The 23,001-nt window shown below is 30.3% G+C and carries 23 protein-coding genes and 1 other RNA gene; 6 read left to right on the top strand and 18 right to left on the bottom strand.

The window, feature by feature from the left end:
* Window position 1: 1 nt before the first annotated feature.
* Entirely contained in the window at window positions 2-604 is a 603-nt protein-coding gene (locus tag L992_RS00345; protein WP_047381473.1) for a DUF445 domain-containing protein, read from the bottom strand.
* A 393-nt stretch (window positions 605-997) separates the two neighbouring features.
* Here L992_RS00345 and L992_RS00340 point away from each other — a divergent pair, with 393 nt between their 5' ends.
* Window positions 998-2,338: a sodium:alanine symporter family protein gene (locus L992_RS00340; protein WP_047393868.1), complete on the top strand. Its 1,341-nt coding sequence runs from the start codon at window positions 998-1,000 to the stop codon at window positions 2,336-2,338.
* A gap of 27 nt (window positions 2,339-2,365) precedes the next feature.
* Here L992_RS00340 and L992_RS00335 read toward each other — a convergent pair whose 3' ends face one another.
* The 7 genes from L992_RS00335 to obgE form a co-directional block, all read right to left on the bottom strand.
* A complete protein-coding gene (locus L992_RS00335) occupies window positions 2,366-3,571 on the bottom strand; it encodes a diguanylate cyclase (protein WP_047393866.1) in 1,206 nt (401 codons plus the stop codon).
* A 59-nt stretch (window positions 3,572-3,630) separates the two neighbouring features.
* Window positions 3,631-5,196 carry a ribonuclease Y gene (rny, locus tag L992_RS00330; protein WP_047381478.1) on the bottom strand — a complete coding sequence of 522 codons (1,566 nt, stop codon included), beginning with the start codon at window positions 5,194-5,196 and terminating at the stop codon, window positions 3,631-3,633.
* 23 nt (window positions 5,197-5,219) lie between these two features.
* Window positions 5,220-5,567: an STAS domain-containing protein gene (locus L992_RS00325; protein WP_047381480.1), complete on the bottom strand. Its 348-nt coding sequence runs from the start codon at window positions 5,565-5,567 to the stop codon at window positions 5,220-5,222.
* A 1-nt stretch (window position 5,568) separates the two neighbouring features.
* A complete protein-coding gene (locus L992_RS00320; protein WP_047381482.1) occupies window positions 5,569-5,961 on the bottom strand; it encodes an ATP-binding protein in 393 nt (130 codons plus the stop codon).
* A 4-nt stretch (window positions 5,962-5,965) separates the two neighbouring features.
* On the bottom strand, window positions 5,966-6,352 hold the full coding sequence (locus L992_RS00315) for a hypothetical protein (RefSeq protein WP_047393864.1): 387 nt from the start codon (window positions 6,350-6,352) through the stop codon (window positions 5,966-5,968).
* A 107-nt stretch (window positions 6,353-6,459) separates the two neighbouring features.
* Window positions 6,460-7,356, bottom strand: coding sequence for a tRNA (adenosine(37)-N6)-dimethylallyltransferase MiaA (gene miaA, locus L992_RS00310; protein WP_197053364.1), 897 nt, complete (start codon window positions 7,354-7,356; stop codon window positions 6,460-6,462).
* 70 nt (window positions 7,357-7,426) lie between these two features.
* The gene (gene obgE, locus L992_RS00305) at window positions 7,427-8,713 is read right to left on the bottom strand and encodes a GTPase ObgE (RefSeq protein WP_047381487.1); all 1,287 of its coding nucleotides are present in this window, start codon (window positions 8,711-8,713) and stop codon (window positions 7,427-7,429) included.
* 187 nt (window positions 8,714-8,900) lie between these two features.
* Between obgE and L992_RS00300 the strand changes: the two genes are divergently transcribed.
* The 5 genes from L992_RS00300 to ssrA all read left to right on the top strand — a co-directional run bounded on the left by L992_RS00300 (window position 8,901) and on the right by ssrA (window position 12,800).
* On the top strand, window positions 8,901-9,893 hold the full coding sequence (locus L992_RS00300) for a chorismate synthase (protein WP_047393858.1): 993 nt from the start codon (window positions 8,901-8,903) through the stop codon (window positions 9,891-9,893).
* 22 nt (window positions 9,894-9,915) lie between these two features.
* Window positions 9,916-10,407, top strand: coding sequence for a cytidine/deoxycytidylate deaminase family protein (locus L992_RS00295; RefSeq protein ID WP_047393855.1), 492 nt, complete (start codon window positions 9,916-9,918; stop codon window positions 10,405-10,407).
* Window positions 10,408-10,418: 11 nt separating this feature from the next.
* Window positions 10,419-11,048 carry a hemolysin III family protein gene (locus L992_RS00290; protein WP_047381493.1) on the top strand — a complete coding sequence of 210 codons (630 nt, stop codon included), beginning with the start codon at window positions 10,419-10,421 and terminating at the stop codon, window positions 11,046-11,048.
* Window positions 11,049-11,069: 21 nt separating this feature from the next.
* Window positions 11,070-12,407 (top strand): MATE family efflux transporter, encoded by a 1,338-nt coding sequence (locus L992_RS00285; RefSeq protein ID WP_047393852.1) that lies wholly within the window; start codon window positions 11,070-11,072, stop codon window positions 12,405-12,407.
* Window positions 12,408-12,452: 45 nt separating this feature from the next.
* Window positions 12,453-12,800, top strand: a transfer-messenger RNA (tmRNA) gene (ssrA, locus tag L992_RS13260).
* Window positions 12,801-12,878: 78 nt separating this feature from the next.
* Here ssrA and L992_RS13040 read toward each other — a convergent pair.
* From L992_RS13040 to L992_RS00240, 10 genes are all read right to left on the bottom strand, one after another.
* The gene (locus L992_RS13040) at window positions 12,879-13,421 is read right to left on the bottom strand and encodes a hypothetical protein (protein WP_052193865.1); all 543 of its coding nucleotides are present in this window, start codon (window positions 13,419-13,421) and stop codon (window positions 12,879-12,881) included.
* Window positions 13,422-13,491: 70 nt separating this feature from the next.
* Window positions 13,492-14,658 carry a class I SAM-dependent rRNA methyltransferase gene (locus L992_RS00275; RefSeq protein WP_047393850.1) on the bottom strand — a complete coding sequence of 389 codons (1,167 nt, stop codon included), beginning with the start codon at window positions 14,656-14,658 and terminating at the stop codon, window positions 13,492-13,494.
* Between the two features lie 74 nt (window positions 14,659-14,732).
* Window positions 14,733-16,127 (bottom strand): potassium/proton antiporter, encoded by a 1,395-nt coding sequence (locus L992_RS00270; protein ID WP_047393848.1) that lies wholly within the window; start codon window positions 16,125-16,127, stop codon window positions 14,733-14,735.
* Window positions 16,128-16,135: 8 nt separating this feature from the next.
* Window positions 16,136-16,312, bottom strand: coding sequence for a hypothetical protein (locus tag L992_RS13405; protein WP_156110618.1), 177 nt, complete (start codon window positions 16,310-16,312; stop codon window positions 16,136-16,138).
* A 49-nt stretch (window positions 16,313-16,361) separates the two neighbouring features.
* Window positions 16,362-16,739 (bottom strand): hypothetical protein, encoded by a 378-nt coding sequence (locus tag L992_RS00265; RefSeq protein WP_047381499.1) that lies wholly within the window; start codon window positions 16,737-16,739, stop codon window positions 16,362-16,364.
* A gap of 70 nt (window positions 16,740-16,809) precedes the next feature.
* Window positions 16,810-17,073: a glutaredoxin domain-containing protein gene (locus L992_RS00260; RefSeq protein WP_052191840.1), complete on the bottom strand. Its 264-nt coding sequence runs from the start codon at window positions 17,071-17,073 to the stop codon at window positions 16,810-16,812.
* A gap of 75 nt (window positions 17,074-17,148) precedes the next feature.
* Window positions 17,149-17,793: a 6-phosphogluconolactonase gene (gene pgl / locus L992_RS00255; RefSeq protein ID WP_052191839.1), complete on the bottom strand. Its 645-nt coding sequence runs from the start codon at window positions 17,791-17,793 to the stop codon at window positions 17,149-17,151.
* 26 nt (window positions 17,794-17,819) lie between these two features.
* Window positions 17,820-19,859: a polyphosphate kinase 1 gene (ppk1, locus tag L992_RS00250; RefSeq protein WP_052191838.1), complete on the bottom strand. Its 2,040-nt coding sequence runs from the start codon at window positions 19,857-19,859 to the stop codon at window positions 17,820-17,822.
* Window positions 19,859-21,385 carry an HD domain-containing protein gene (locus L992_RS00245; protein WP_047393845.1) on the bottom strand — a complete coding sequence of 509 codons (1,527 nt, stop codon included), beginning with the start codon at window positions 21,383-21,385 and terminating at the stop codon, window positions 19,859-19,861. The genes ppk1 and L992_RS00245 overlap by 1 nt, the downstream gene beginning before the upstream one ends.
* Window positions 21,386-21,397: 12 nt before the next feature.
* Entirely contained in the window at window positions 21,398-22,912 is a 1,515-nt protein-coding gene (locus L992_RS00240) for a Ppx/GppA family phosphatase (RefSeq protein WP_047384462.1), read from the bottom strand.
* Window positions 22,913-23,001: the final 89 nt, after the last annotated feature.

Here is a 23,001-nt window from a genome sequence, read left to right as displayed (position 1 = left end):
CTTAAATAAACACTGTTATAACAAATTGTGCAACCCCTATAAGTCCACCTAAAATTGCTCCAACTATTTCTATATGTTTCAACTCTTTTTTAGCTAAAGAGAATGTTATTCTTTCTAACTCTTCTAATGAGAATGCGTCAACTTTTTCAACTATAATCTCTTTAAAATCTACATTTTTTTCTAAAGTTTCAAATAACATTCCTATTATTTGATCTTTATTTTCCATAATAGAATTTTTTATTATCTCTTTTATTTTATTTAAAGTTGATTCATTTAAAAACATAGCTAACATAGGGAATTTTGTTGTTATCTCTGTTGCAAGTTTTCTTTCTAAAATATCATCTATAACTTTTTCCATTTGAACTTCTATATTTGCATTACTCAATCTTTCTGTTATATCCGCCATTGAAATCAATTCATTTTGAATAGTATCCGCTAAGCTTACACCTATCTCATGTCTTCTTTTAGGAATCAGACCTTGAATTTTAAAAATTCCTAAATTTATTTCTTTATATGGTCTAAATAACATTTTTATCGCAATATAGTTTGTAATCCATCCAATCATAGATCCAATAACAATTAAAAGTACCGCTTTTACTAACATTTCCTCACCTTTTCAATTCCTTATCAGTTTTATAAATTATTATTTATTATACCATTTTATATTTATATATCCAATACATTTTTTGCCCTTTTCCCTCTCCAAAATTTATACTTTTTTATTTTTTTCTTGTATTATTTTTCATTTATGCTATAATGATTCAAAATAATTAATTGAGGAGGAAGAAGTGAAACAAAAAATAGTTTTTAATACAAATGCATATTACTACTATTATTTAACCTAGGATTGGTATTTTGTTTCATGAAAAATACGAATCCATTTTGTGTTACTTTAATAGTAGTGAGTGGATTTGTTACATAGACCTGTTTATTTCAGCCTGTGGTAAATCCACAGGCTTTTTTGTTTTTTATATTAAAATTTTAGGAGGAGATTATTATGTCTATTTTAGAAAGTGTTGTTAATTTTTTAAATTCTATCCTTTGGGGAAAGAATCTACTTGTTGTTTTGCTTATTTTTTCAGGAGTATTTTTTACAGTTAAAACAAATTTTGTTCAATTACGTTTTTTAAATCATATGGTTGAACTACTAACTTCAAAATCAAATAGTAATTCAGAGAATTTATCACCTTTCCAAGCTTTCTGTATAAGTACAGCTACTAGAGTTGGAGCTGGAAATTTAGCTGGTGTTGTTAGTGCTATCTCAATCGGAGGGGCTGGAGCAATATTTTGGATGTGGGTTGTTGCATTCTTAGGCGCTGCTACAGCATTTATCGAAACTACTTTAGCTATGATTTTTAGAGAAAAAGACAAAAATGGACAATTTTTTGGTGGACCTTGCTTTTTCTTAAAAAATGGTTTAGGTAAAAAATCATGGGGTGTCGCTTTTGTTATAACAGGGATTATTTGTTGGGCTGGTGTATTACAGGTTGTTTCAAACTCTGTTACTGAATCTTTCAATGTAGCTTTCAGTTTAAATCCATTTGTTGTTTCTATCGTTTTAACATTAATGGCAGCTCTTGTTATTTTTGGAAAAACAGATAAAACTGCAAAAGTTTTAGATAAGATTGTTCCTATAATGGCTGTTCTATATCTTGCAATTGTATTTTTTATAATAGTTAAAAATATCGGACTTATCCCTAATGTTTTATCACAAATATTCTCTGAAGCTTTCGGTATTAGACAAGGAATTGGAGGAACAATTGGAGCGGTTATAATGCAAGGGGTAAAAAGAGGATTATTCTCTAATGAAGCAGGTACTGGAAGTGCACCTTGTGCTGCCGCTAGTGCCGATGTTGCTCACCCTGTACAGCAAGGTCTTATTCAAAGTTTAGGTGTTTTCGTTGATACTTTTGTTATATGTACAGCTACAGCTTTTGTAATGCTTCTAACGAAATCATCAGTTATTGAAGGACTTGGTGGAATGGAACTTCTACAAAAATCTTTCAATTACCATCTAGGTTCTGTTTTTGGTGAGATTTTTGTTGCAGTTATTCTTTTCCTTTTCTGCTTCTCTACACTTTTAGGAATCTGTTTCTACGGAAAAGTGAATGTAAGGTTTTTAACTGAAAAAGAGTGGGGACAAACAACATTCAAAATTTTTGCACTTAGCATGATTTTTATTGGTGGAATTCAACAAAATATCTTTATGTGGAATCTCGCTGATTTAGGTTTAGCTCTTATGACTATCATCAATCTTTCAGGAGTTTTCCCTCTTTCTAAGATTGCCTTTGACTCTTTAAAGGAATACGAAGCTAAATTCAAAATAATAAAAGTTTAACAAAAAAAGATAGAGATAACTTAATCTCTATCTTTTTTTTATTGTAATCTTCCCTCGACCTGATCTTTTTGATTCGTAAAGAGCTTCATCCGCACAGTTAAAATTATTAATTATGCCTTCATCATATTTCAAATTAATTACTCCAATGCTCGATGATAAAGGTATATCTCCTATTTTTACACTTTTTATCTCTCTGTTTATATTTTCGCAAATCTCAAAGGTATCAATTCCATCCTCTATTAAGAATGCAAATTCATCTCCACCAATTCTATAAATATATTTTAGTCCTGAATTTTTGATGGCTTTTGCAGTAACCTTCAATGCAAAATCACCTTGATTATGACCTTGCTGATTATTTATCTCCCTCAAAAAATCTAAATCCAAAAGCGCTATATCATATTTTTTCTCTTTATCTTCAAAAATCTTTCTAATTTTTTTATCATAAGCATGTCTATTTCCAACACCTGTCAAACCATCTTGATACGCTTTTTTCATCTCTTTTCTTTCGTATGTTATATCTCTTATGACACAAACTAATATAGCCTGTTCTTCTGCATCTAATCTTTGTTTTGTTACTCTAAAGTATCTACCATTTATTTTCTCTTCTAGTATAAACTTACCTTCTATCCAAGCTTTTTTATCCCCTTTTACCCATTCTTTAACTAGAACCTCTGAGAATAATTCGCTATCAGTTTTTCCTATCAAATCAATCTTTTTAACACCTATATACTCACAGAAAGATTTATTACCATATATATATTTACCAGAAAAATCTTTGTAAAAAATAAAGTCCCCTAAATTATCTAGCATCTCATCTAGCAATCTTTTGTTAGATATTAAAATTTTATCTAAAGTTTTCAATTTAAAAAATTCTATCGTTATATAATTTTCATTTTCATGTTGTAGATTTTTTATCTCAATACTCATTGAAATTTTTTCAATCTTATCGTTTATCAAAGCTTCATACTCTATATTTTCTATATAGATATTTTTTATCTCACCATCTAAAACCTTTTTTATATTATTTTTTATGTTACACTTTCCGCACTTTCGAGTTTCTAAACATCTCTTTTTCTCTAAACTTTGATGAATACACTCAAAAAATTCACCACATCTTTTCCCAGGAGTGTGGCTAAAAATATTTTGTAATATCTTATTTGTATAGCAAACTTCGAACTTTCTATTAAGAACTATAATTCCATTTTTATGCTCATCTAAAATCTTTTTAAACACCTTATTCCCACCTCTCAAAAAAATAAGGAGAAAAACTCTGTTTTTCTCCTTAATCAATTTTACTTTGCGTACTCAACAGCTCTAGTTTCTCTTAAAATAGTAACTTTTATCTGTCCAGGGTATTGCATTGTTTCTTCGATTCTTTTTGCTATATCTCTAGCCATTTTTGTTGCTGCATCATCAGACACAACTTCTGGATTTATGATTATTCTAATCTCTCTTCCGGCTTGAATTGCATATGAAGATTCTACTCCTTCAAATGAAGTTGCAATCTCTTCTAATCCTTCTAATCTCTTTAAGTATGTTGATAGTGTTTCTCTTCTAGCTCCTGGTCTAGACGCTGATATTGCATCCGATGCTTGAACTAGTATAGCCTCTACAGTTTCAAATTCAACTTCATTGTGGTGAGCCATAACAGCATTTACAACTGCTGGTTTCTCTCCAAACTTCTTTAAGAACTCTCCACCAATTATTGCATGTGAAGCCTCTATATCATGATCTAAAACTTTTCCTACATCATGTAAAAGTCCCGCTCTTTTTGCTAATTTTGTATCCGCTCCTAACTCTGCAGCTAGATTAGCAGCTAATTTAGCAACCTCTATTGAGTGTGTTAAAACGTTTTGTCCATAACTTGTTCTATACTTTAGCTTTCCTAAAGTTTTTATTATTTCCATGTGCATTCCAGGAATTCCTAACTCTAATAAAGCTTGTTCTCCCGCTTCAACGATATCCTTATCAATCTCTTTTCTCGATTTATTTACAACCTCTTCAATTTTACCAGGATGTATTCTTCCATCGTTTATTAATTTTTCAATTGCTCTTCTTGCAACCTCTCTTTTCACACCATCAAAACTTGATAAAACTACAGCTTCTGGAGTGTCATCAATTATGATATCTACTCCTGTTAGAGCTTCTATCGTTCTTATATTTCTTCCTTCTCTTCCAATTATTCTACCCTTCATTTCATCGTTTGGTAAGTTTACAACAGATACTGTCGCATCTGCAACAAACTCAGATGAAGCTTTTCCGATAGCTGTCGATAAAACTCTCTTTGAAAGTCTATCTTTTTCATCTTCTAATTTATTTTCGAACTCTCTTATAGCTAAAGCCGTCTCATGAACTAAATCATCCTTTAATTTAGAAATTAACATATCTTTCGCTTCATTTTTTGTCATCTCAGATATTTTTTCTAAAGTTTCCTCTTGAACTTTTTTCAAATCCTCTATTTCGCCTCTTTTATTTTCTAAAGCAGCATTAACTTCCTCTAACTCTAAAGCTCTACTTTCAACTTTTTCTATTTTAGCTTCTAAAGTTTCCTCTTTTTTAGCTAATCTAGATTCTTTTTGTAGTAACTCATTCTTTGCAATTTTTATATCTTTTTCAGCTTCCTCTTTCATTTGGTAAGCTGTTTCTTTCGCTTTTATCTCTATCTCTTTACTCTTAGCTAAAGATTCCTTTTCGGCTCTTTCTAAGATGTCTTTTGCTTTTATTTTAGCTTTTAACTTTTCATCCTCTAAGTTATTAAGCTCCTCTATTTTTTTATCTATAGTAGATTTTTTATACATAACACTGAATATTATTGCAAACCCAACTATAGCTAATCCAACTCCTAATATTAAGTTCATTAGTCTCTCCTTTTTTGTAAATATTATCTATAACTAGCTATTGCTTCCTCTTCAGTTGCATAAATATCAAATAATTCATCTAATCCTATCATTTCAAATATAGTTTTTATATGATCGTTTAATCCAACTAACTTTATATCTCCACCTAAGTCTCTTACAACTCTTAATTTCCCTCTTAAAATTCCCATTGCTAAACTGTTAATATGAACTAAATCAGCAAAATCTATAACAAACTTATTTATATCAAGCTCTATTTGCTTAGCTATTCTTTCTTTTAATTTTGGAGCAACTAACGCATCTAACTCTCCGCAAACCTTTATCACTCTTATATCTTCCACTGTTTTCTCAATTATTTCAAAATTTGTAGTCATGTTAAATCTCCTCCTTAACTCTCTTCTCAACTTTTATTTTTGTTCCATTGATTTTTTTCTCAACTTTAAAATTATCTGCCATAGCTTTCGCTAAGAAAAGTCCCATTCCGCCTTCATCTTTACTAATTTTAGATTCGTCAAATCCAACTCCGTTGTCCTCTACTACTAAATGGATAACATCATTATTCTTTTGAAGTTCTATAATTATATCACCAGATTTATACTCATAGCCATGCTCTATTACATTTGTAGCTAGTTCATCAACAATAGATAATATTTTCATAACATCTTTTTGTTCTACTTTTTGATGCTCTAAATATGTCTTAGTCATTGCTCTAATGATAGAAAGATTCTTTAAAGAGGATGGAACATACAGCTTTATTTCATTCTGCATTTTTTCACCTTCTCTCTGTAAATTTGGTTATTCTCCAATCACCATTTAAATATTTATACTCTACATTAAAATAAAAGATCTCTTCACCAAACCTTAAACCTATTGTATTCTCACCTTGGTTTTTTGTAATTTCTGGTTTTGTAAAGTAGAACTTAACTTGCGACAAGTCATATTCTGACAACTTATTTATTGCATATCTCTCTTTTAGTGAGACATCTAAGCTTTCTTTTAGGCTCGTCGAATTGTTTAACTGTAAATCTTTTTGAATAAGCTCTAACTTTGATATTAACTTATCTTCAACATTTAAAAAATTTTCATCTTTTGCCTTGTCTAAATTTGAACAAGAAGCAGTCAAAATAATTAAAAATACAACATAAATTTTCTTTATCATTCAACACTTCCTTTTAAAGCTTTTCTGTACAATGATACCATACGAATACTTTTTTATCAAGACTATTATTTTGGTTATTTTTACCTATTTACAGGCGCATTAAGGGTTTATAAGGCATTAAATTTTTGTAAAATATCTGAAAAAATTTCATCTTCGGACATTTTATCCAGATCATACCAAATATAGTCATGATCATTTTTAAACCATGTGAACTGTCTCTTTGCATAATTCCTTGAATTTTTCTTAATTAACTCTATTGCTTCTTCTAAACTTATCTCATCATTCAAATAAGAAATTATCTCTGAATAGCCTATTATATTTATTTTTTTTAAATTATCTCCATACTTTTCATAAAGTGATTTGACCTCTTCTAAAAGACCGTTTTTCATCATTATCTCTACTCTTAAATTTATTCTTTCATAAAGATAATCTCTATCTCTTTCTAAGGCAACTTTTAAAAACTTACAACTGTTTCCTTTTATATTTCTTTTAGATAATACTGAAAATTTTTCACCTGTTTGATAAAAAACTTCAACCGCTCTTTCTACTCTTCTTTTATTATTTGGATGAATACTTTCTGCACTCTCTGGATCAATCTCTTTTAAAATTTCAAATAGTTTTTCTCCATCTTCATTCATAAGTTTCTCTCTTATAACAGAATCACTTTCTGGAAGTGCAGACAATCCCCTTACAACAGAGTCTATATAAAGTCCCGTTCCTCCTACTAAAAGTACATTTTTATCACCTAAAGAATTTAGAACTTCATCACCTTTTCTTTGATAATCACCAACGCTATATTTTTTTATAGGTTCAACAACATCCAACATGTGATGAATAACTCCATCCATCTCATTCACAGAAATTTTTGCAGTTCCAACATCCATACCTTTATATACTTGAGCTGAATCAGCAGAAAGAACATCTGCATTTAAAGCTTTAGCTAACTTTATTGATAAATCCGTTTTTCCAACTCCTGTAGGCCCGGCTATAACTATTCCTTTCATAATTTCTCACCTCTTATTTTTTTTTAATAAAAAAGCTGAACCTAGTGGCTCAGCTCAAATAAATAACTCATTACTCAACAAATTCAAACTCTGTATCAGCAATTCTTACTGTATCTCCGTCTTCTACGCCAGCATCTCTTAAAGCTTCTTCTAATCCTAAAGTTCTAAGCATATGTAAGAATGTAACTACTGATTCATCATCATGAGTTATGATATACTTAGCTAATACTCCATCAACTATTGATCCATCAACAACGAATACTCCATCCTCGTCTTGAACAACAGTAAATGGTTCTTTTCTTACTCTATTAGCTTTTAATACATCAACAAGATCAGCTTCCTCTTCTAGTTCTTCTCTCGGTGTTTCTTGTAAAACATGCCAAGTTTTATTTAGAACCTCTTTTAATCCATCACCTAAAATAACAGATACAGGGAACACTTCGTTTCCATGAGACTCTACATATTTTTTAAACTCTTCATATTTTTCCATATCCCAGATTAAATCCATTTTATTAGCTAAGATAATTTGTTTCTTAGTAGCTAATTTCTCACTAAACTTTGTTAACTCATTATTTATTCTATCATAATCTTCAATAGGGTCTCTTCCTTCTATTCCTGCAACATCTACTATATGGTATATTATTTTACATCTTTCGATATGTTTTAAGAATTTATCTCCTAACCCAACTCCTTCGTGAGCTCCCTCTATTAATCCTGGGATATCCGCCACAACGAACGATCTTTCCTCTCCAAGTCTTACTACTCCTAACTTTGGTTCTAATGTAGTGAAATGATAATTTCCTACTTTAGATTTAGCCGCAGATATCTTGTTAATTAAACTTGATTTTCCTACTGAAGGGTATCCTACTAAAGCAACATCCGCTAAAAGTTTTAATTCTAACTTAACTCTTAACTCTACTCCCTCTTTACCTTTTCCAGCCATCGTTGGTGTTCTTCTTACAGAGTTTTTGAAGTTTGTATTACCTAAACCTCCTCTTCCTCCTCTTAAAAGAACTCTTTCCTCTCCTGGAGTACTCATATCTAAAAGTAATTTTCCTGTTTCCATATCTCTAACTTGAGTACCGATTGGAACTTTTATAACTAAGTCTTCTCCAAACTTTCCAAACATATTTTTCTTTCCACCGTTTTCACCGTTTCCTGCTTGGAATAACTTTTTGTATTTGAAGTCTATTAAGGTATTGATATTAGAATCCGCAAGGAAAACTAAATCTCCTCCTCTTCCTCCATCTCCACCGTCTGGACCTCCAAACTGAATACATTTTTCTCTTCTAAAAGTAGCGGCTCCATCTCCACCGTTACCAGCTTTTACCGTTATTATTACCTCATCTATAAACACAGTTTATCTCCTCCAAATATATTTCATATCTATAATATAAATTCTAATTCATTTCAAGTCGTTAATTCTTATATTCTACACCTTTTTCTAATATTTTGCAATTAATTTTACCATGTTTTTGTCACTTAATATTTTTGATGTTTTATGTTAAAATTAGGTTATATATTTTTTATTTGGGAGGATTTTTATGAATAGTTTTGGTACTCTTTTTAGGGTTCATATTTACGGGGAATCTCATGGCTCTGGAGTTGGAGTTTTAGTAGATGGTATCCCTGCTGGTATAAAACTTTCTACAGATGATTTTATTACAGATCTTTCCAAAAGAAAATCTGGTAAAATCGGAACAACACCTAGAAAAGAAACAGATATACCAAATTTAATCTCTGGAGTTTTTAACGGCTTTACAACTGGAGCTCCAATAAATATTTTCTTTGAAAATAGTAATACAGATTCAAAAGTTTATTCTGATTTCAAATCTCATCCTAGACCCGGGCATGCTGATTTTGCTGCGACTCAAAAATATTCAGGATTTAATGATATCAGAGGTGGAGGCCATTTTTCAGGTAGATTGACTCTTGGACTTGTTGCCGCTGGAGTAATTGCAAAAAAAATATTAAGTGAAAGTTCATTTGAAACAGATATTGAAACTGTTGGAACTTTATATAAAAATGAGTTTGAAGAGAAGTTAGAAAGTTATCTTATTGAAACTGGATCATCTGGAGATTCTTTGGGTGGAACAATCTCTTTAGCTGTAAAAAATCTTCCAATCGGTCTTGGAGAACCTTTCTTCGGGTCGGTTGAATCAGTTTTGGCCTCTATGATTTTCTCTATTCCTGGTGTAAAAGGATTAGAGTTTGGTGCTGGATTCAAAGGATGTGAATTATTGGGTAGTCAATTTAATGACAATTTTATAAACTCTACTGGAAAAACTGAGTCTAATAATAATGGTGGAATCAATGGTGGAATCACAAATGGAAATGATCTTCTTTTAAAGATCGCTGTAAAACCTACGTCTAGTATTTTTAAGGTTCAAGATACATTTAACTTTAAAGAGAACTCTATTCTTCCACTAAAAATAAATGGAAGGCATGATGTTGCATTTCTTTTAAGAGTTCCTATAGTTTTAGAAAATGCTGCGGCTATCGCATTAGCGGATTTATATTTACAACACAAAAAATAATTTTTAACGAGGAGGATTTTAAATGTCAAAAAGAGTTGATTATATCGATTGGGATGAATATTTTATGGGAGTAGCTATTCTTTCAGCAAAGCGTAGCAAAGATCCTGGAACACAAGTTGGAGCTTGTATTGTAACTCCAGATAAAAGAATAGTTGGTGTTGGATACAACGGATTCCCAGCTGGATGTTCTGATGATGAGTTTCCTTGGGATAGAGATGGGGACTTTTTAAATAGCAAATACGCTTATGTTTGTCATGCTGAACTAAATGCAATTTTAAATAGCACTAAAAATTTAAAAGGATGTAGTATCTATGTTGATCTGTTTCCTTGTAACGAATGTGCTAAAAGTATAATACAAAGCGGAATAGCTGAAATTGTATACCTTTCTGACAAATACAATAATACAGATTCAAATCTCGCTTCAAAGAAACTTTTAAATGCTGCTAATGTTAAACTTAGACAGTTAGAACCTAAGTTTGATGAACTTGTTTTAAATTTCAAAACAAATGATTAGGAGGTAAAAAAATGGCGACTGCTTTAACTAGATTAGAAGAGTGGATCAATTCAATGACTCACTATTTTGGAGCTATTTTAGCTCTGATTGGAACTGGTGCTCTATTGGTTCACTCTCTTAAAAGTGGAAATGTTGGATATGTTGTTGGTTCTATGGTATTTTGTTTCTCACTAGTTTTACTTTACACTATGTCTGGAACATATCATATTCTTTACGTTGGAAATCTAAAAAAATTCTTTAAAATACTAGATCACTCTGCTATATACATTTTAATCTCTGGTTCATATACACCGTACCTTTTAGGTGTTTTTGATGGTAGAACCAAATGGACACTTTTCTTTATTCAATGGGGAATGACTTTAGCAGGAATAATTTTTAAAGTATTTTTTGTAGGTAGATTTAAAGTTATCTCTACTTTAATCTATTTATTCATGGGTTGGATGGTAATGTTTGTATTTAAAGATTTAAAAGCTTTAGTTACACCACTTTCTTTAAATCTTTTAATTTGGGGCGGAATCAGTTACTCAGTTGGAACTATTTTTTATCTTATGAAAAATAAAAAATTTACTCACGGAGTTTGGCATCTTTTTGTTTTAGCAGGAAGTGTTTTCAACTACTTCTCTGTTTATTTTTTAATATAATATTTTACAGGGGGATAAACTTTGCAAGATTTAAGTTCAAAATTTGAAAAACAAAGTACCTTGATGACTATTTTAAAATTTAGTATTCCTTCATCTTTAGGAGCTATCATAGGAATGCTTTGTGTTTTAACAGATAGATATTTCATCGGTCAAGTAGCAGGAAGAGAGGGCATGGCAGCAGTTGCCCTCGTTTTCCCTTATGCTATGATTATCAATAGTTTTAATTTTGCTTTTTCTGGAATTGCCATAATAGTTGGTGTAAAGCTTGGAGCACAGGATAAAGATGGTGCTGAAAAAGTTTTATGCACAGGATTTTTATGGATATTTATAATCGGAATTTTTTTAAGTATATTTCTTTTTACTTTCAACAATCCTATTTTAAAAATTTTAGGTGCTAGTCAAACTAATATGTCATCAGCTATTCAATATACAAATTTCTTAATTCCTATAGCTACTTTCCAAATTCTTTTAGGACAAAGTACTTTAATTAGAGGAATTGGAGATTCTGTTACAGCGATGGGAGTAAATATTTTTACTGGTCTTTTTAATGTTGTTTTAGATTATATTTTTATTATCAAACTTGATATGGGAATTGGAGGAGCTGCTCTTGCAACCCTTATAGCAACAGCACTAAGTGCAGCATACGTTATTGTATATTTTATGAGATCGAATGTTGTTTCATTCAAAAGAAAAAATATTTCTTTAAATCCTAAGATATTGATAGAGATTTTTAAAATTGGAAGTCCTAGATTTTTCAATCAACTTTTACAATCTTCGGTTATTACTGTAACTAATAGAGAGGCAGGTATATATGGCGGTGATATTGCCACTGCTGCTATTGGAATAATCTCTATCTGTAGAAGTGTTATAAATACTAGCTTACAAGGATTTAATCAAGGAACAGCTGCCATAATTTCATATACATTCGGATCTGGAAATTATAAAAGAGTCAGAGAAGTTCTAAAAATTCAACTTTTAACAGTTTTAAGTGTATCTACTTTACTAATTCTACTAATGATGATTTACACTGAAAATGTTGTTAAATTCTTTATAAAAAATGACCCAACTCTTGTTCAGTTTACTATATCTGCAATGAGAATAAATCTATTTTTGATGCCATTTACAGCACTATTTTTAGCTTGTAATAATTTCTTCCAATCTATAAAAGAAAGTGCTCTTGCAACAAGATTTTTCTTGATTAGAATTCTTATTTTAAATATTCCACTAGTTTATATCTTAGGATATTTCTTCAAAGAGGTTGGGGTTTGGTTAGCTTTCCCAATAGCTGATACATCTGTTGCTATTGGAATGTTTTATCTAACTATAAAAAAAATGAGAAAGATGAACAATGAGAATTGAGTTTAAGAAAAATTTATGGTATAATAATCCTACAATTGAATAAATGGGGATGCAAAGGTTTCGACAGGGTTGTGAGGTTATAGGTAGCAGGCCAGGTTGACCGCTGTGAGAGGTCAACTCATCGTTTAGATGGAAACAATAATTACGCTTTAGCTGCATAATGTCAGCTCACCTCTGAACATTCTCTTCTGTAGGAGCGTTCAATCAAGGTGTCACTTAAATACAGATTACCCTAAGTAATTTCTCTAAGCTATAGGGGACATTTTAGAGGATAGCTTTAGTTAGCCCTGTTTGCGGGAGTAACTATTGCGAATCTAAATAGCAAACTAAGCTTGTAGAAGCTTATGGCGCTTGCAATTTTGGACACGGGTTCGATTCCCGTCATCTCCACCAATGAATATATCAGCTAAGATTTAGTTGTTGAGATAAAAAAGACCACATTAAGTAAAAACTTAAAGTGGTCTTTTTATTTTACTCTAAAGGGATACCTTTATTTTCTTCGTAACTATCTGTTAAAATTTTTACTCCTTTTATCTTACTCTCATCAGATATAAGTGGTAAAACCGTTGGATTACTTGGATATTTTTTTCCATTGAATTTCATCTCTACCATCCCAGGTTCAGCTCCCCCTCCAGATACAGAAAGTATAATATCCTTCCAACCTTTTGTTTTTTTATCACTGATAACTATTGGTATTCTAAGCTGACTAAATTTAGAAACCGTGTCATATCCCTCACTTCTCTCTTTTAAAACCAATCCTGAGTCGCCACCAGTTCCACCTATCATAGGTCCATAAGCATATACTATAACCTCATTTTTTCCATCGCCATTCAAATCAACTCTATTATACATATAATTGATTTTATCCTCTCCACGTTTCAAATCAAACTCCCTTATCAGAGATTCTTCAATCTCACGATCTCTAACACTCTCTGATTTTAAACTTTTCATCTCACTTCCAAATAAGTTCATACCAATCGCTGCCGTCAAAAATAATAAACTAATTTTTTTCATCTAACGCCACCATCCTTATATTTTAAGAAAAGAGCGCACCAAATATTGGCACGCCCCTTCAATTTAAATTTTATATTACTCTAACTAAGAACCCTTTTAAATACTCAGTTTCAGGTACTGCTACTGATATCGGGTGACACGGACTTTGGTGCAGTTGATTAACGATTATCGCTTTTACTCCTGCATCTTTCACTGCAAACGCCAATGCCATTCTTAAATCAGCACTTGTTACAGCTCCACTACAACTGTAGATAGATAAGAATCCACCTTTTTTTGTTAGCTTCAATCCATTTAAAATTATATCCTTATAAGCTTTTAACGCTTTATCTAAATCTCTTCTGTTCGGAGCTAATTTCGGAGGATCTAAATTTACTAAATCCCATTGACGTCCCTCTTTCACTAAGTCTCTTAAGACATTGAAGATATTTCCTTTTATAAACTCAACATTTTCATAAGCCCTTAAGTTTTTTCTAGCTACATTTAAAACATCCTCACTCACATCTATTAAAGTTGATGAGTTAGCACCATTTACCATTGCATGAAGAGAGAATCCTCCTGTATAACTACATACATCTAAGAAATCCTTTCCTTTTGAAAGATTTCCCATTAAAACTCTATTATCTCTTTGATCTGAATAGAATCCAGTCTTTTGTCCTTTTAAATCTATTGTAAACTTAGCTTTTCCTTCATATATTTCAATCTCATCTGGAACCTCACCAAAAAGTACTCCTGAAACTTCTGGAAGCCCTTCTAACTTTCTCCCATCCCCTTCACTTTTTTCGTATATTCCCTTAACATTAGGAATCTCTTTTTTCAAAGCTTCTACTAAAAGATTTTTATCTCTCTCCATTCCAAGAGTTGAAGCTTGAACCACTAAGTAGTCACCAAAACGATCCACTATAACTCCAGGTAAAGAATCAGATTCACTATGAATAAGTCTATAACCATTACTATCTATAGAGATCATCTCTCTTAAAGTGAAAGCTTCTCTCACTTTTTCACAATACCAATTCAAATCTATCTTTTTATCGATATTTTTTTCAAGCATACGAACCATTATTTTTGAGTTCTTATTGTAGTGTCCATATCCTATAAACTCTTTCTTCGAGTTATATACCTCTATAACAGATCCACCCTCTGGTTTTCCCTCTATCTTTTCTACAGCTCCAGAGTACATCCACGGATGACCACTATACCATAATCTTTCTCTATCCTTTTTTATAAAAATTTTACTCAACTTCTCACATCCTTCTAAACAAAAAATAAATTAATTTTATATTCTATTTTATAACTATATTGAGAAAAATACAATTAATTTCGAGAAAATAGAAGAGTATCTCCTACTAAAAGTACCACATCACCTTTAGGAGTTACATAGCTATCTCCTCTTTTAATAGAAACAATTAACATTCCCGGTGGAAGTTCTAACTCTTTAATCTTTTTATCCACATATTCAGAGTCTTCATGAAGTAACATCTTCTTCAGTGCCAACTCCTCTAACTCATCTACCTCAATTACATTCTCTGTTTCAATCTCCTCTTCGAATAGATTTAATTTTTTTCCAACATACTTCAACGTCATTCCCTGAAGCAAAACTGAAAATACGACAATATAAAACGTTAGATTAAACATTCCTTGAGCATTAGGTAATCCCTCTGTAACAGCCATAGTTGCAAATATAATAGGAACAGCTCCTTTTAACCCAGCCCAAGATATAAAAAGTTTCTCTTTCGAAGAAAATTTAAATGGAAGTAACAGTCCATAAACAATAAGTATTCTAACAACAATAATCATAATTACAGAGAGCAAACTTCCTACTGCTATATAGCCTAATAGTTGACTCGGAAAAACAAGAAGACCTAGCATCACAAACATCCCAATTTGCATAAACCAAGTTATAAGCCTCATATTTCTGATAGAGTTTAATTTATAGTTAAACTTTTTGTTTCCAACCATTATCCCGGCTATATATATAGCTAAGAACCCATTCCCATCAAAAACTGTGGCTAAACCAAAGCATATAAACAGCATCGCTATAAGATGAATCGTTAAAAACTCCTCTCTCACTATTTTTATATAGTTCGCTAAAGGAAGAGTTATTACTCCAAAGATATAACCTATCATAGCTCCTAAAGTTATCTGCTTCAATAAAAATATAACTCCTATAACTAACGATGGATTTTCCCCCTCTTTAAAGAATGAAAGTAAAAATAGTATCAGTGCATAAGCCATAGGGTCATTACTTCCAGATTCAATCTCAACAACAGATTTAACATCTTTTTTTAACTTCGAATCTCCTAATATCGACATAACCGCTGCTGCATCAGTTGACGAAACCATCGCACTGAAAAGTAGTGATTCTTTCAAAGTAAAATCAGTTAAATAGTATACTGCAACACTAGATAATCCAGCTGTTAAAAGTACACCTAGAGTTGCCAAAGTTCCACTCGGACATAGTGATTTTCTAACATCCGCCTTATCAGTTTCCAATCCACCTGAAAATATTATAAACATCAATGCTATTGTCCCAATATTTTGAGCAACCAATGCATTATCAAAATAAATTCCACCGACTCCTTCTGAACCAGCCAACATTCCTACTAATAAAAACATTATTAACAAAGGAATCTCCAGTTTTTTAGATATTCTTATTGAAAATAAACTAATAAGTATTATAATTCCTACTACTAATATTTCAACACCCATCTATACACCTACCTTGAAATAAAATATATAAATATATATTCTAAAAGTTTAAAAGACATTATACCTAAAAGTAGCAAGTATGATCCCACGAACATAATTAAAAAAAGAACTTTAAAAGATTTCTCCATAAAACTCTCTTTTTTTTGTAAAATTTCATTTTCTTCAGTTATTAATAGTTTTTTCATTTTTTCCTCCAATTTTTATATAATATTCATTTTCTGAAAAAACTATTTTTTAAATTCTTAAAACTCGATTTTGATCTCTATTTAAAATTGTATAGGTTAAACTTTTATACGAATATCTTTTTGACAACTCTTCATCTATTAAACTAACTCTTAAAATTGGAGTAAAATTAGAATTAATCAGATAGATTTGAGTATCATTTTCATCTATATCCTCATCTTTTTTGTTTCTATTTGAATTATTTAAAAACTCAACATTTTTTTTAGAAATATCAAGCACTATATATTTATCTTTTTTCTCATTTTTTAACTCTTTTATTTCAGAACTTACAAAAGTATATAGGTTCGCTTTATTTTTAGCTTCCTCCCTAATACCTCCAAAAATTGAAATAATAGAAAGAAGCAAAAATAAAAATATTTTTTTCTTCATATTTTCACCTCTAGGCTTATTATACATCTAAAAAAAAACCATGTAAACTACTGTTTACATGGCCTAATAATTAATGACCGCAGCTACATCCACATCCACCAGATGCTTGACCTTTCTCGTCAACAAATCTAGCGATTTGATCTAATCCTACGTAAGATTGTGTTCCACTACATTTTTCTACTACTAAACAAGGTACAGATCTGATTCCATACATTGCTGCTAACTCTTGGTTTTCCATTGCGTTTATAACTTCTACACCCTCTGTATCTGCTAATAACTCTTTTGCTGGTCCACAGTATTGACAAGTTGGTGTTGTAAATAACATCATTCTCATAATTTCATTCCTCCATTTATACCTATTCTGTATATAATCATATAATATAAAACTTTAGTTTAAAAGTCAAGAATTTTATTTTTCATATTCTAATAAAATAATCGGATCCTCTATATAAAATGCAGGGCATCTCCACTGAGGCAAATTTTCCAAAACATACCCTTTTTCTTTTGTAGCAATCAGTATTTTTTTCTCGGCTTTATTTATTGTTTCCATACTCAAAGTTATTCTTTTATATGGATGATTTGAACTTTCAGTTATAAGAGTTGGTTCCTCTACCTCTACGTCATCTAAGGTAAAAATAGATCCTGTATGACCATCTTCGCCAACTCCTAAATAAACTGCATCAAACTTTATATCACCTTTAAAATATTTTAATAATCTTTTTTCATAGTCTATCTTAGAGTCTAATGGAGTTTTCAAAATCTCTACTTTATGGATATTTTTTTCTGGAATTTCTATCTTATCTAAAAGATTCTTTTTCAACAGATTATAATTACTATGTTCACTATCTAAAGGAACAAACCTCTCATCTACTAAAAATATATTTATCTTATCCCAATCTATATCCTCTTTCGATAATTTTGTAAAAAAATCTTTTGGTGTTCTTCCTCCTGAAAAAGCAATATTGACAACATCTTTTCCATAAGTCGTTTCTTTAAATATATCTATAGCTTTTTTAAATAAATCCACTTTTTTCGAAACCTTTATCAACCTCATAAAACTCACCCCTTATTAAAATATTTTTACTCTATATATTTTTCTCTATAACTTTCTTGATAATTATATTTCGGAGTTCCTTTTTTATTTTTAGCACCAACTAATGAATAACTACCATCTTTATTTTGTATTCTTAATTTTACATTATCTTTTAAAATATCCTTTAAAAATTGTGTAACTTTTTTTCTATCATCTTTATTTTCCAATGGAAATATCGTTTCAACTCTTCCATCTAAATTTCTTCTCATGCAATCTGCACTTCCTAAATATAGCTCCTCATCTCCATTATTTTCAAAATAATATATTCTATCATGTTCTAAGAATCTTCCAACTAAACTATACACTTTTATATTTTCACTCAACCCTTCAACACCACTTCTTAAACAACAAGCTCCTCTAACGATTAAAACAATTTCAACCCCTGCTTTAGATGCATCATATAACTTCTCAATTATCCCTTGATCTGTCATACCATTTACTTTTATAGTTACTTTTCCTGATCCACCTTTTTTTACATTCTCTATCTCTCTATCTATAAGTTTATATAGATTTGCTCTTAAATGTGTTGGAGCAACGATCAACTTTTTCCAATCGTCAATTTTAGAAAATCCTGTAAGTTTATTAAATAGATGACTAGCATCCACACCCATCTCCTCATCTTTAGTGAAGAACGAGTAATCAACGTACAATTTTGCTGTAGAATCATTATAATTTCCTGTTCCTAAATGGATATATCTTTTTATTCCATCCTCTTCTTTTCTAATAACTAAAAGGCACTTTGCATGGGTCTTTAATCCACTCAACCCATATATAACATGACAACCTGCTTCTTCTAGCTCTCTGGCCCATTTAACATTTCTCTCCTCATCAAACCTTGCTTTTAACTCTACAAGCACAGTTACTTGCTTTCCATTTTCAGCAGCTTTTTTCAAATACTTAATTATTGGAGAGTCTCCACTTACTCTATAAAGAGTCTGTTTTATAGCTAAAACCTTAGGATCTTGAGCTGAAACTCTAACCATATCAATTACATGTTCAAAACTTTCAAAAGGATGCCTCAACAATACATTTTTTTTAGATAAAACTTTAAATATATTCTCTCCTGCTAGTTCTTTATAGTATCTCGGAACATTTCTAGTAAACCTTAGCTCATCAGCCCCACTTACATCTACAACTCCCCATAAAAAAGTTAAATCAAGTGGCCCCAATACAGGGTAAAAATTATCCTCTTCTAACTCAATCTGTTCTTTCAAAAACTCTAAACTTTTTTTAGAAACCCCATCAATGTATTCAACTCTAACAGGATTTCCCCACTTTCTATTCTTTACCTCTTTTTCAATTTCTGAAAGCAAATCTTCAGCACCATTATTATCATCTATTCCTAAATCTTCATCTCTAGTTATTCTAAAATATCCGATATCTATTATCTCATATCCATTAAAAAGTTTCTTCAGATTATTTTTTATAACTTCTTCTAATAAAATGAAATTATTTCCACCTGGTAACTTTATCAATCTATTTATTACTCTTGGTACTTCTACAATTGCAAAAGATATACCATCTTTCTCTTTAACATTCAAAATCAAGTTTATAGCCCCACTATTTAGATGTGGAAATGGCCTAAATGTATCAATAGCCATTGGTGTCAAAATTGGAAAAATCGTTTCATTATAATAGTTCTCTATAAATCTTAACTCTTTTCCAGCTAATTCATCATAATTTTTAATTGAAACTTTTCCTTCATTTTTTATTTTTTCCATTATAGAAACATAATAATTATACTGCTTACTTACAACATCTGTAACCTCTTTTTTTATCATTAGTAACTGCTCTTTTGGAAGAAATCCAGCCATATCTCTTAACTCTAAATTTGACTCCTCTTGAGCTTTTAACCCTGCTACCCTAACTTTAAAAAACTCATCAAAGTTCGAACTTACAATGGCTAAAAATTTCAATTTTTCTAAAAGTGGGTTTTCAGCACCTTCTGCTTCTGATAAAACTCTTTTATTGAACTCTATCCAGCTCAGCTCTCTATTGTAAAAATCTTTTCCAGTATAAACTACCATTACTCCCCAAACCTCCTATTTATTTTAAGCTCTATATCTAAATCAAACAAATATTTAAATAGTTTCGACTGTTTTTCAAAACTACTTTTCTCCATATAAAAATCTTCATCCGTATCCATCTCTATGAATAAAACATTTGATTCTAAATTAATCTTTTCATTATATAGCCTTTGCTTCTTTCCTCTATCTAAAGCTGTTGCAATCTTTATTATTGCTACTATCTTCAGCAATTTTATTAACTCTTCCCCTTTAAATTCATAGTTATAAAGTTCTTCTAGTTTTGCACTCGCAGTATGAGCTCTCACTATAAACGCTATTTTTTCAATAACCTCTTTATTTAATCCAAAAATTGTTGTATTTTCTAAAATATAAACCGAATGTTCACTATGATTTCTAAAAGCTATAGCCTTTCCAATATCATGAAGATAGGAAGCTACAACAAAATATCTATACTCCTCTTTTCCTAAAGAATGAAATTTTTTTAAACTATCTAAAAGCTTTAAACCTAAATCTTTGACAAATTCAGAGTGTGCTTTATCAAAATCAAATCTCTCTCCTAGTTCTACTACTGAATCTAAAGTTATTTTCCATAAAGTTTCATCAAAACTTTTTTTCAATTCTGGATAAAATTTTTCTAAAGCACAAATATCTTTTATATTAAAATCTAAAAACTTAATCTCTTTAATTTCAAAGTAATCACAGAAGCTTATTATTAAGCAAAGTGATATAACCATCAATTTGGCCATTGATAAAGTACATCCATATTTCAAAGCTATCTCGTTATATGAATGCTCTTGAATAAATTTTAATTTGTCTTTTAAATCAGATAGGGATACATCTTTAAGATCTTTTTTAGGAAATAGAATTTTTATTACCTTTTCTTCAAGTTCTCCTTCTAGAATCATTTTTTTTATAATTTTACGACCAATACCTCTTCTTACAAACTCTACATAACTCTCCATATAGTCGCATATAAAATCAAAAGCTTTTTTCGAGTTGATACCGTTCTCTTCTAAAATAGTGTATAACTTTTCAACTCCCAAATTAATATTTTCGTTTATCGAAAGTTCCCCTTTATAAAATAAATATACATTTGAACTAAATGATTTCATATTAAAAAATAATCGACTCTCTTTTTTTGAAAAAATATCTTTTTCAGAATATATAACTTTTTTTATAGAAAGATATGTTTTCTCACTTAAATCTATATTTTCTACTGGCAAATTCACTTTTAACTTTATTTGATCAACTAGCATTGGAAAATTATTTATATTTTTAAAAAAATCACTAAAAATAATTTTTTTCTCTAAAACACCATAATCTTTTGAAAGATTGTTCATTTTTTTTAAAATTTCACACATTTTTCTCATTTTTTCTAAAGATAACTCATTTTTTTCTCTCATCTCTTTAAATATATTTATATCCTCTGTTATCTTTTCTAAAACTCTATAGCCGTTCTCTTTTTTTTCATATATTCTCATCTCTATAAATGTTGAGTTAATCTCAATTACCGCATAAGTTAACATAACTTTCCCACCCTATTTCTTCAATTTAAACTTTAGCTTTTTATCAAATGTATTCACGAATTTTTTTTGAGAAATAAATAGATCAATGACTTTCAAGTCTTCCTCGTCTTTTTCTTTTATGTAAAATACTATTTCATCTTTGGTTATATCTACATCAAAGTTATGCTCATCTAATAACAAATCATCACTAAATATATTCGTTATATTCAATATTTTTGAAAGCATCATAAATTCATCAATCTCAGAGTCCTCAAAGATATCTTTATATTTCTCTAAACCTCTATATTTTTTATTTCCTCTAGCTACAATAATTGCTGCAGCAATTAATTCATTTTGTTCTACACCCTTTATCCCTAAGTTTAGTATCATATACGCAGAATGTAAAGGGTAGTTTACATAGTTTATACATTTCCCTATATCATATAGATAAGTAACAATTTTAATTATCTTTTCATTTATTGAATTAAATCTATACTCTTCATTTAATTTTTCAAATATTTTCTTAAAAATTTTATATTGCTTATCTTTTGCAAAAGGATTTACATTTAGTATTTCAATTATATCTTTAAATCCATCTTCAAAAGGATTTTCTACAACTTTTCCACACTCACTTAAACGTTCATAGAGAACTCCTTCTCTAATCCCATATCCACTTATTATAAGCTCTTTTAATTTAAAATATGTCAACACCTCTTCTACAGCTATAGCAGCTCCAATAAACATATCTGCTCTAGCTTTAGACAATCCTTGAACATCTTGTTTTTCTTTATAATCTAACTCTTTTAATTTATTAACTACCTCTTCTACACCTTTAACACTAACTTTATAATTATGTAGAAGTTCTAATGGGTAGTTATTCATATACAAATGTACTCCTCCAATATTTCTAACTGTTCCCCCAACTCCTATCAATGGTAAATTCTTCAAGTTATCTTTCCAATTCACTACCTCAAATTGCTCTCTTATAAAATCTCTTAAAGTCGCTTCATCTTTTTTCCCCAATTTATCTTTTAAATCAACTACCTCTGATAGAGTTACTGCTCCAAAATTCAAACTAACTCTTTCTAAAGCTTCTCTTTCTTTAAAATGAACTATCTCTAAACTTGATCCACCCAAGTCTATAACCACGCCTTCTTTTATATCCAATGTGTTTATAGCCCCTTCAAATGAAAAGTATGCTTCATCTTCACCTTTAAATACAATCACATCTATTCCTGTAGTTTTAAGTATCTCTTTCAATAGTCTTTCTCCATTAGTTGCAATTCTTAAGGCAGCTGTTCCAAAAGCCACTATCTCATCTACATTATTTTTTAAACAAACTTTTTTAAAGAGTTGTATAGTTTTTAAAGCTAGATTTATTTTTTCTGGTTTTAACTCTTTTTTCTCGTTGATTCCTTCACCTAGCCTAATTGTTTCCTTTATATCTTCGATAGGTATAAAAGCTTTATTCGGCGTTATCTCATAAATAACCATTCTTATCGAGTTCGATCCAATATCCATTACACAAATTCTTTTTCTTAAGTTCATCCTACCCCTCCGATATTTTTTTATTTTTAAGGATTTACTGCTCAATTATACATATTCCTTTCAAAATAAAATTCAGTCTCTTTATTTTG

Origin of the sequence: Cetobacterium sp. ZOR0034 (assembly GCF_000799075.1) — a bacterium.
Classification (GTDB): Bacteria; Fusobacteriota; Fusobacteriia; order Fusobacteriales; family Fusobacteriaceae; genus Cetobacterium_A.
The sequence above is the reverse complement of the archived record's forward strand: the minus strand, read 5'-3'. Positions and strand labels throughout refer to the sequence as shown.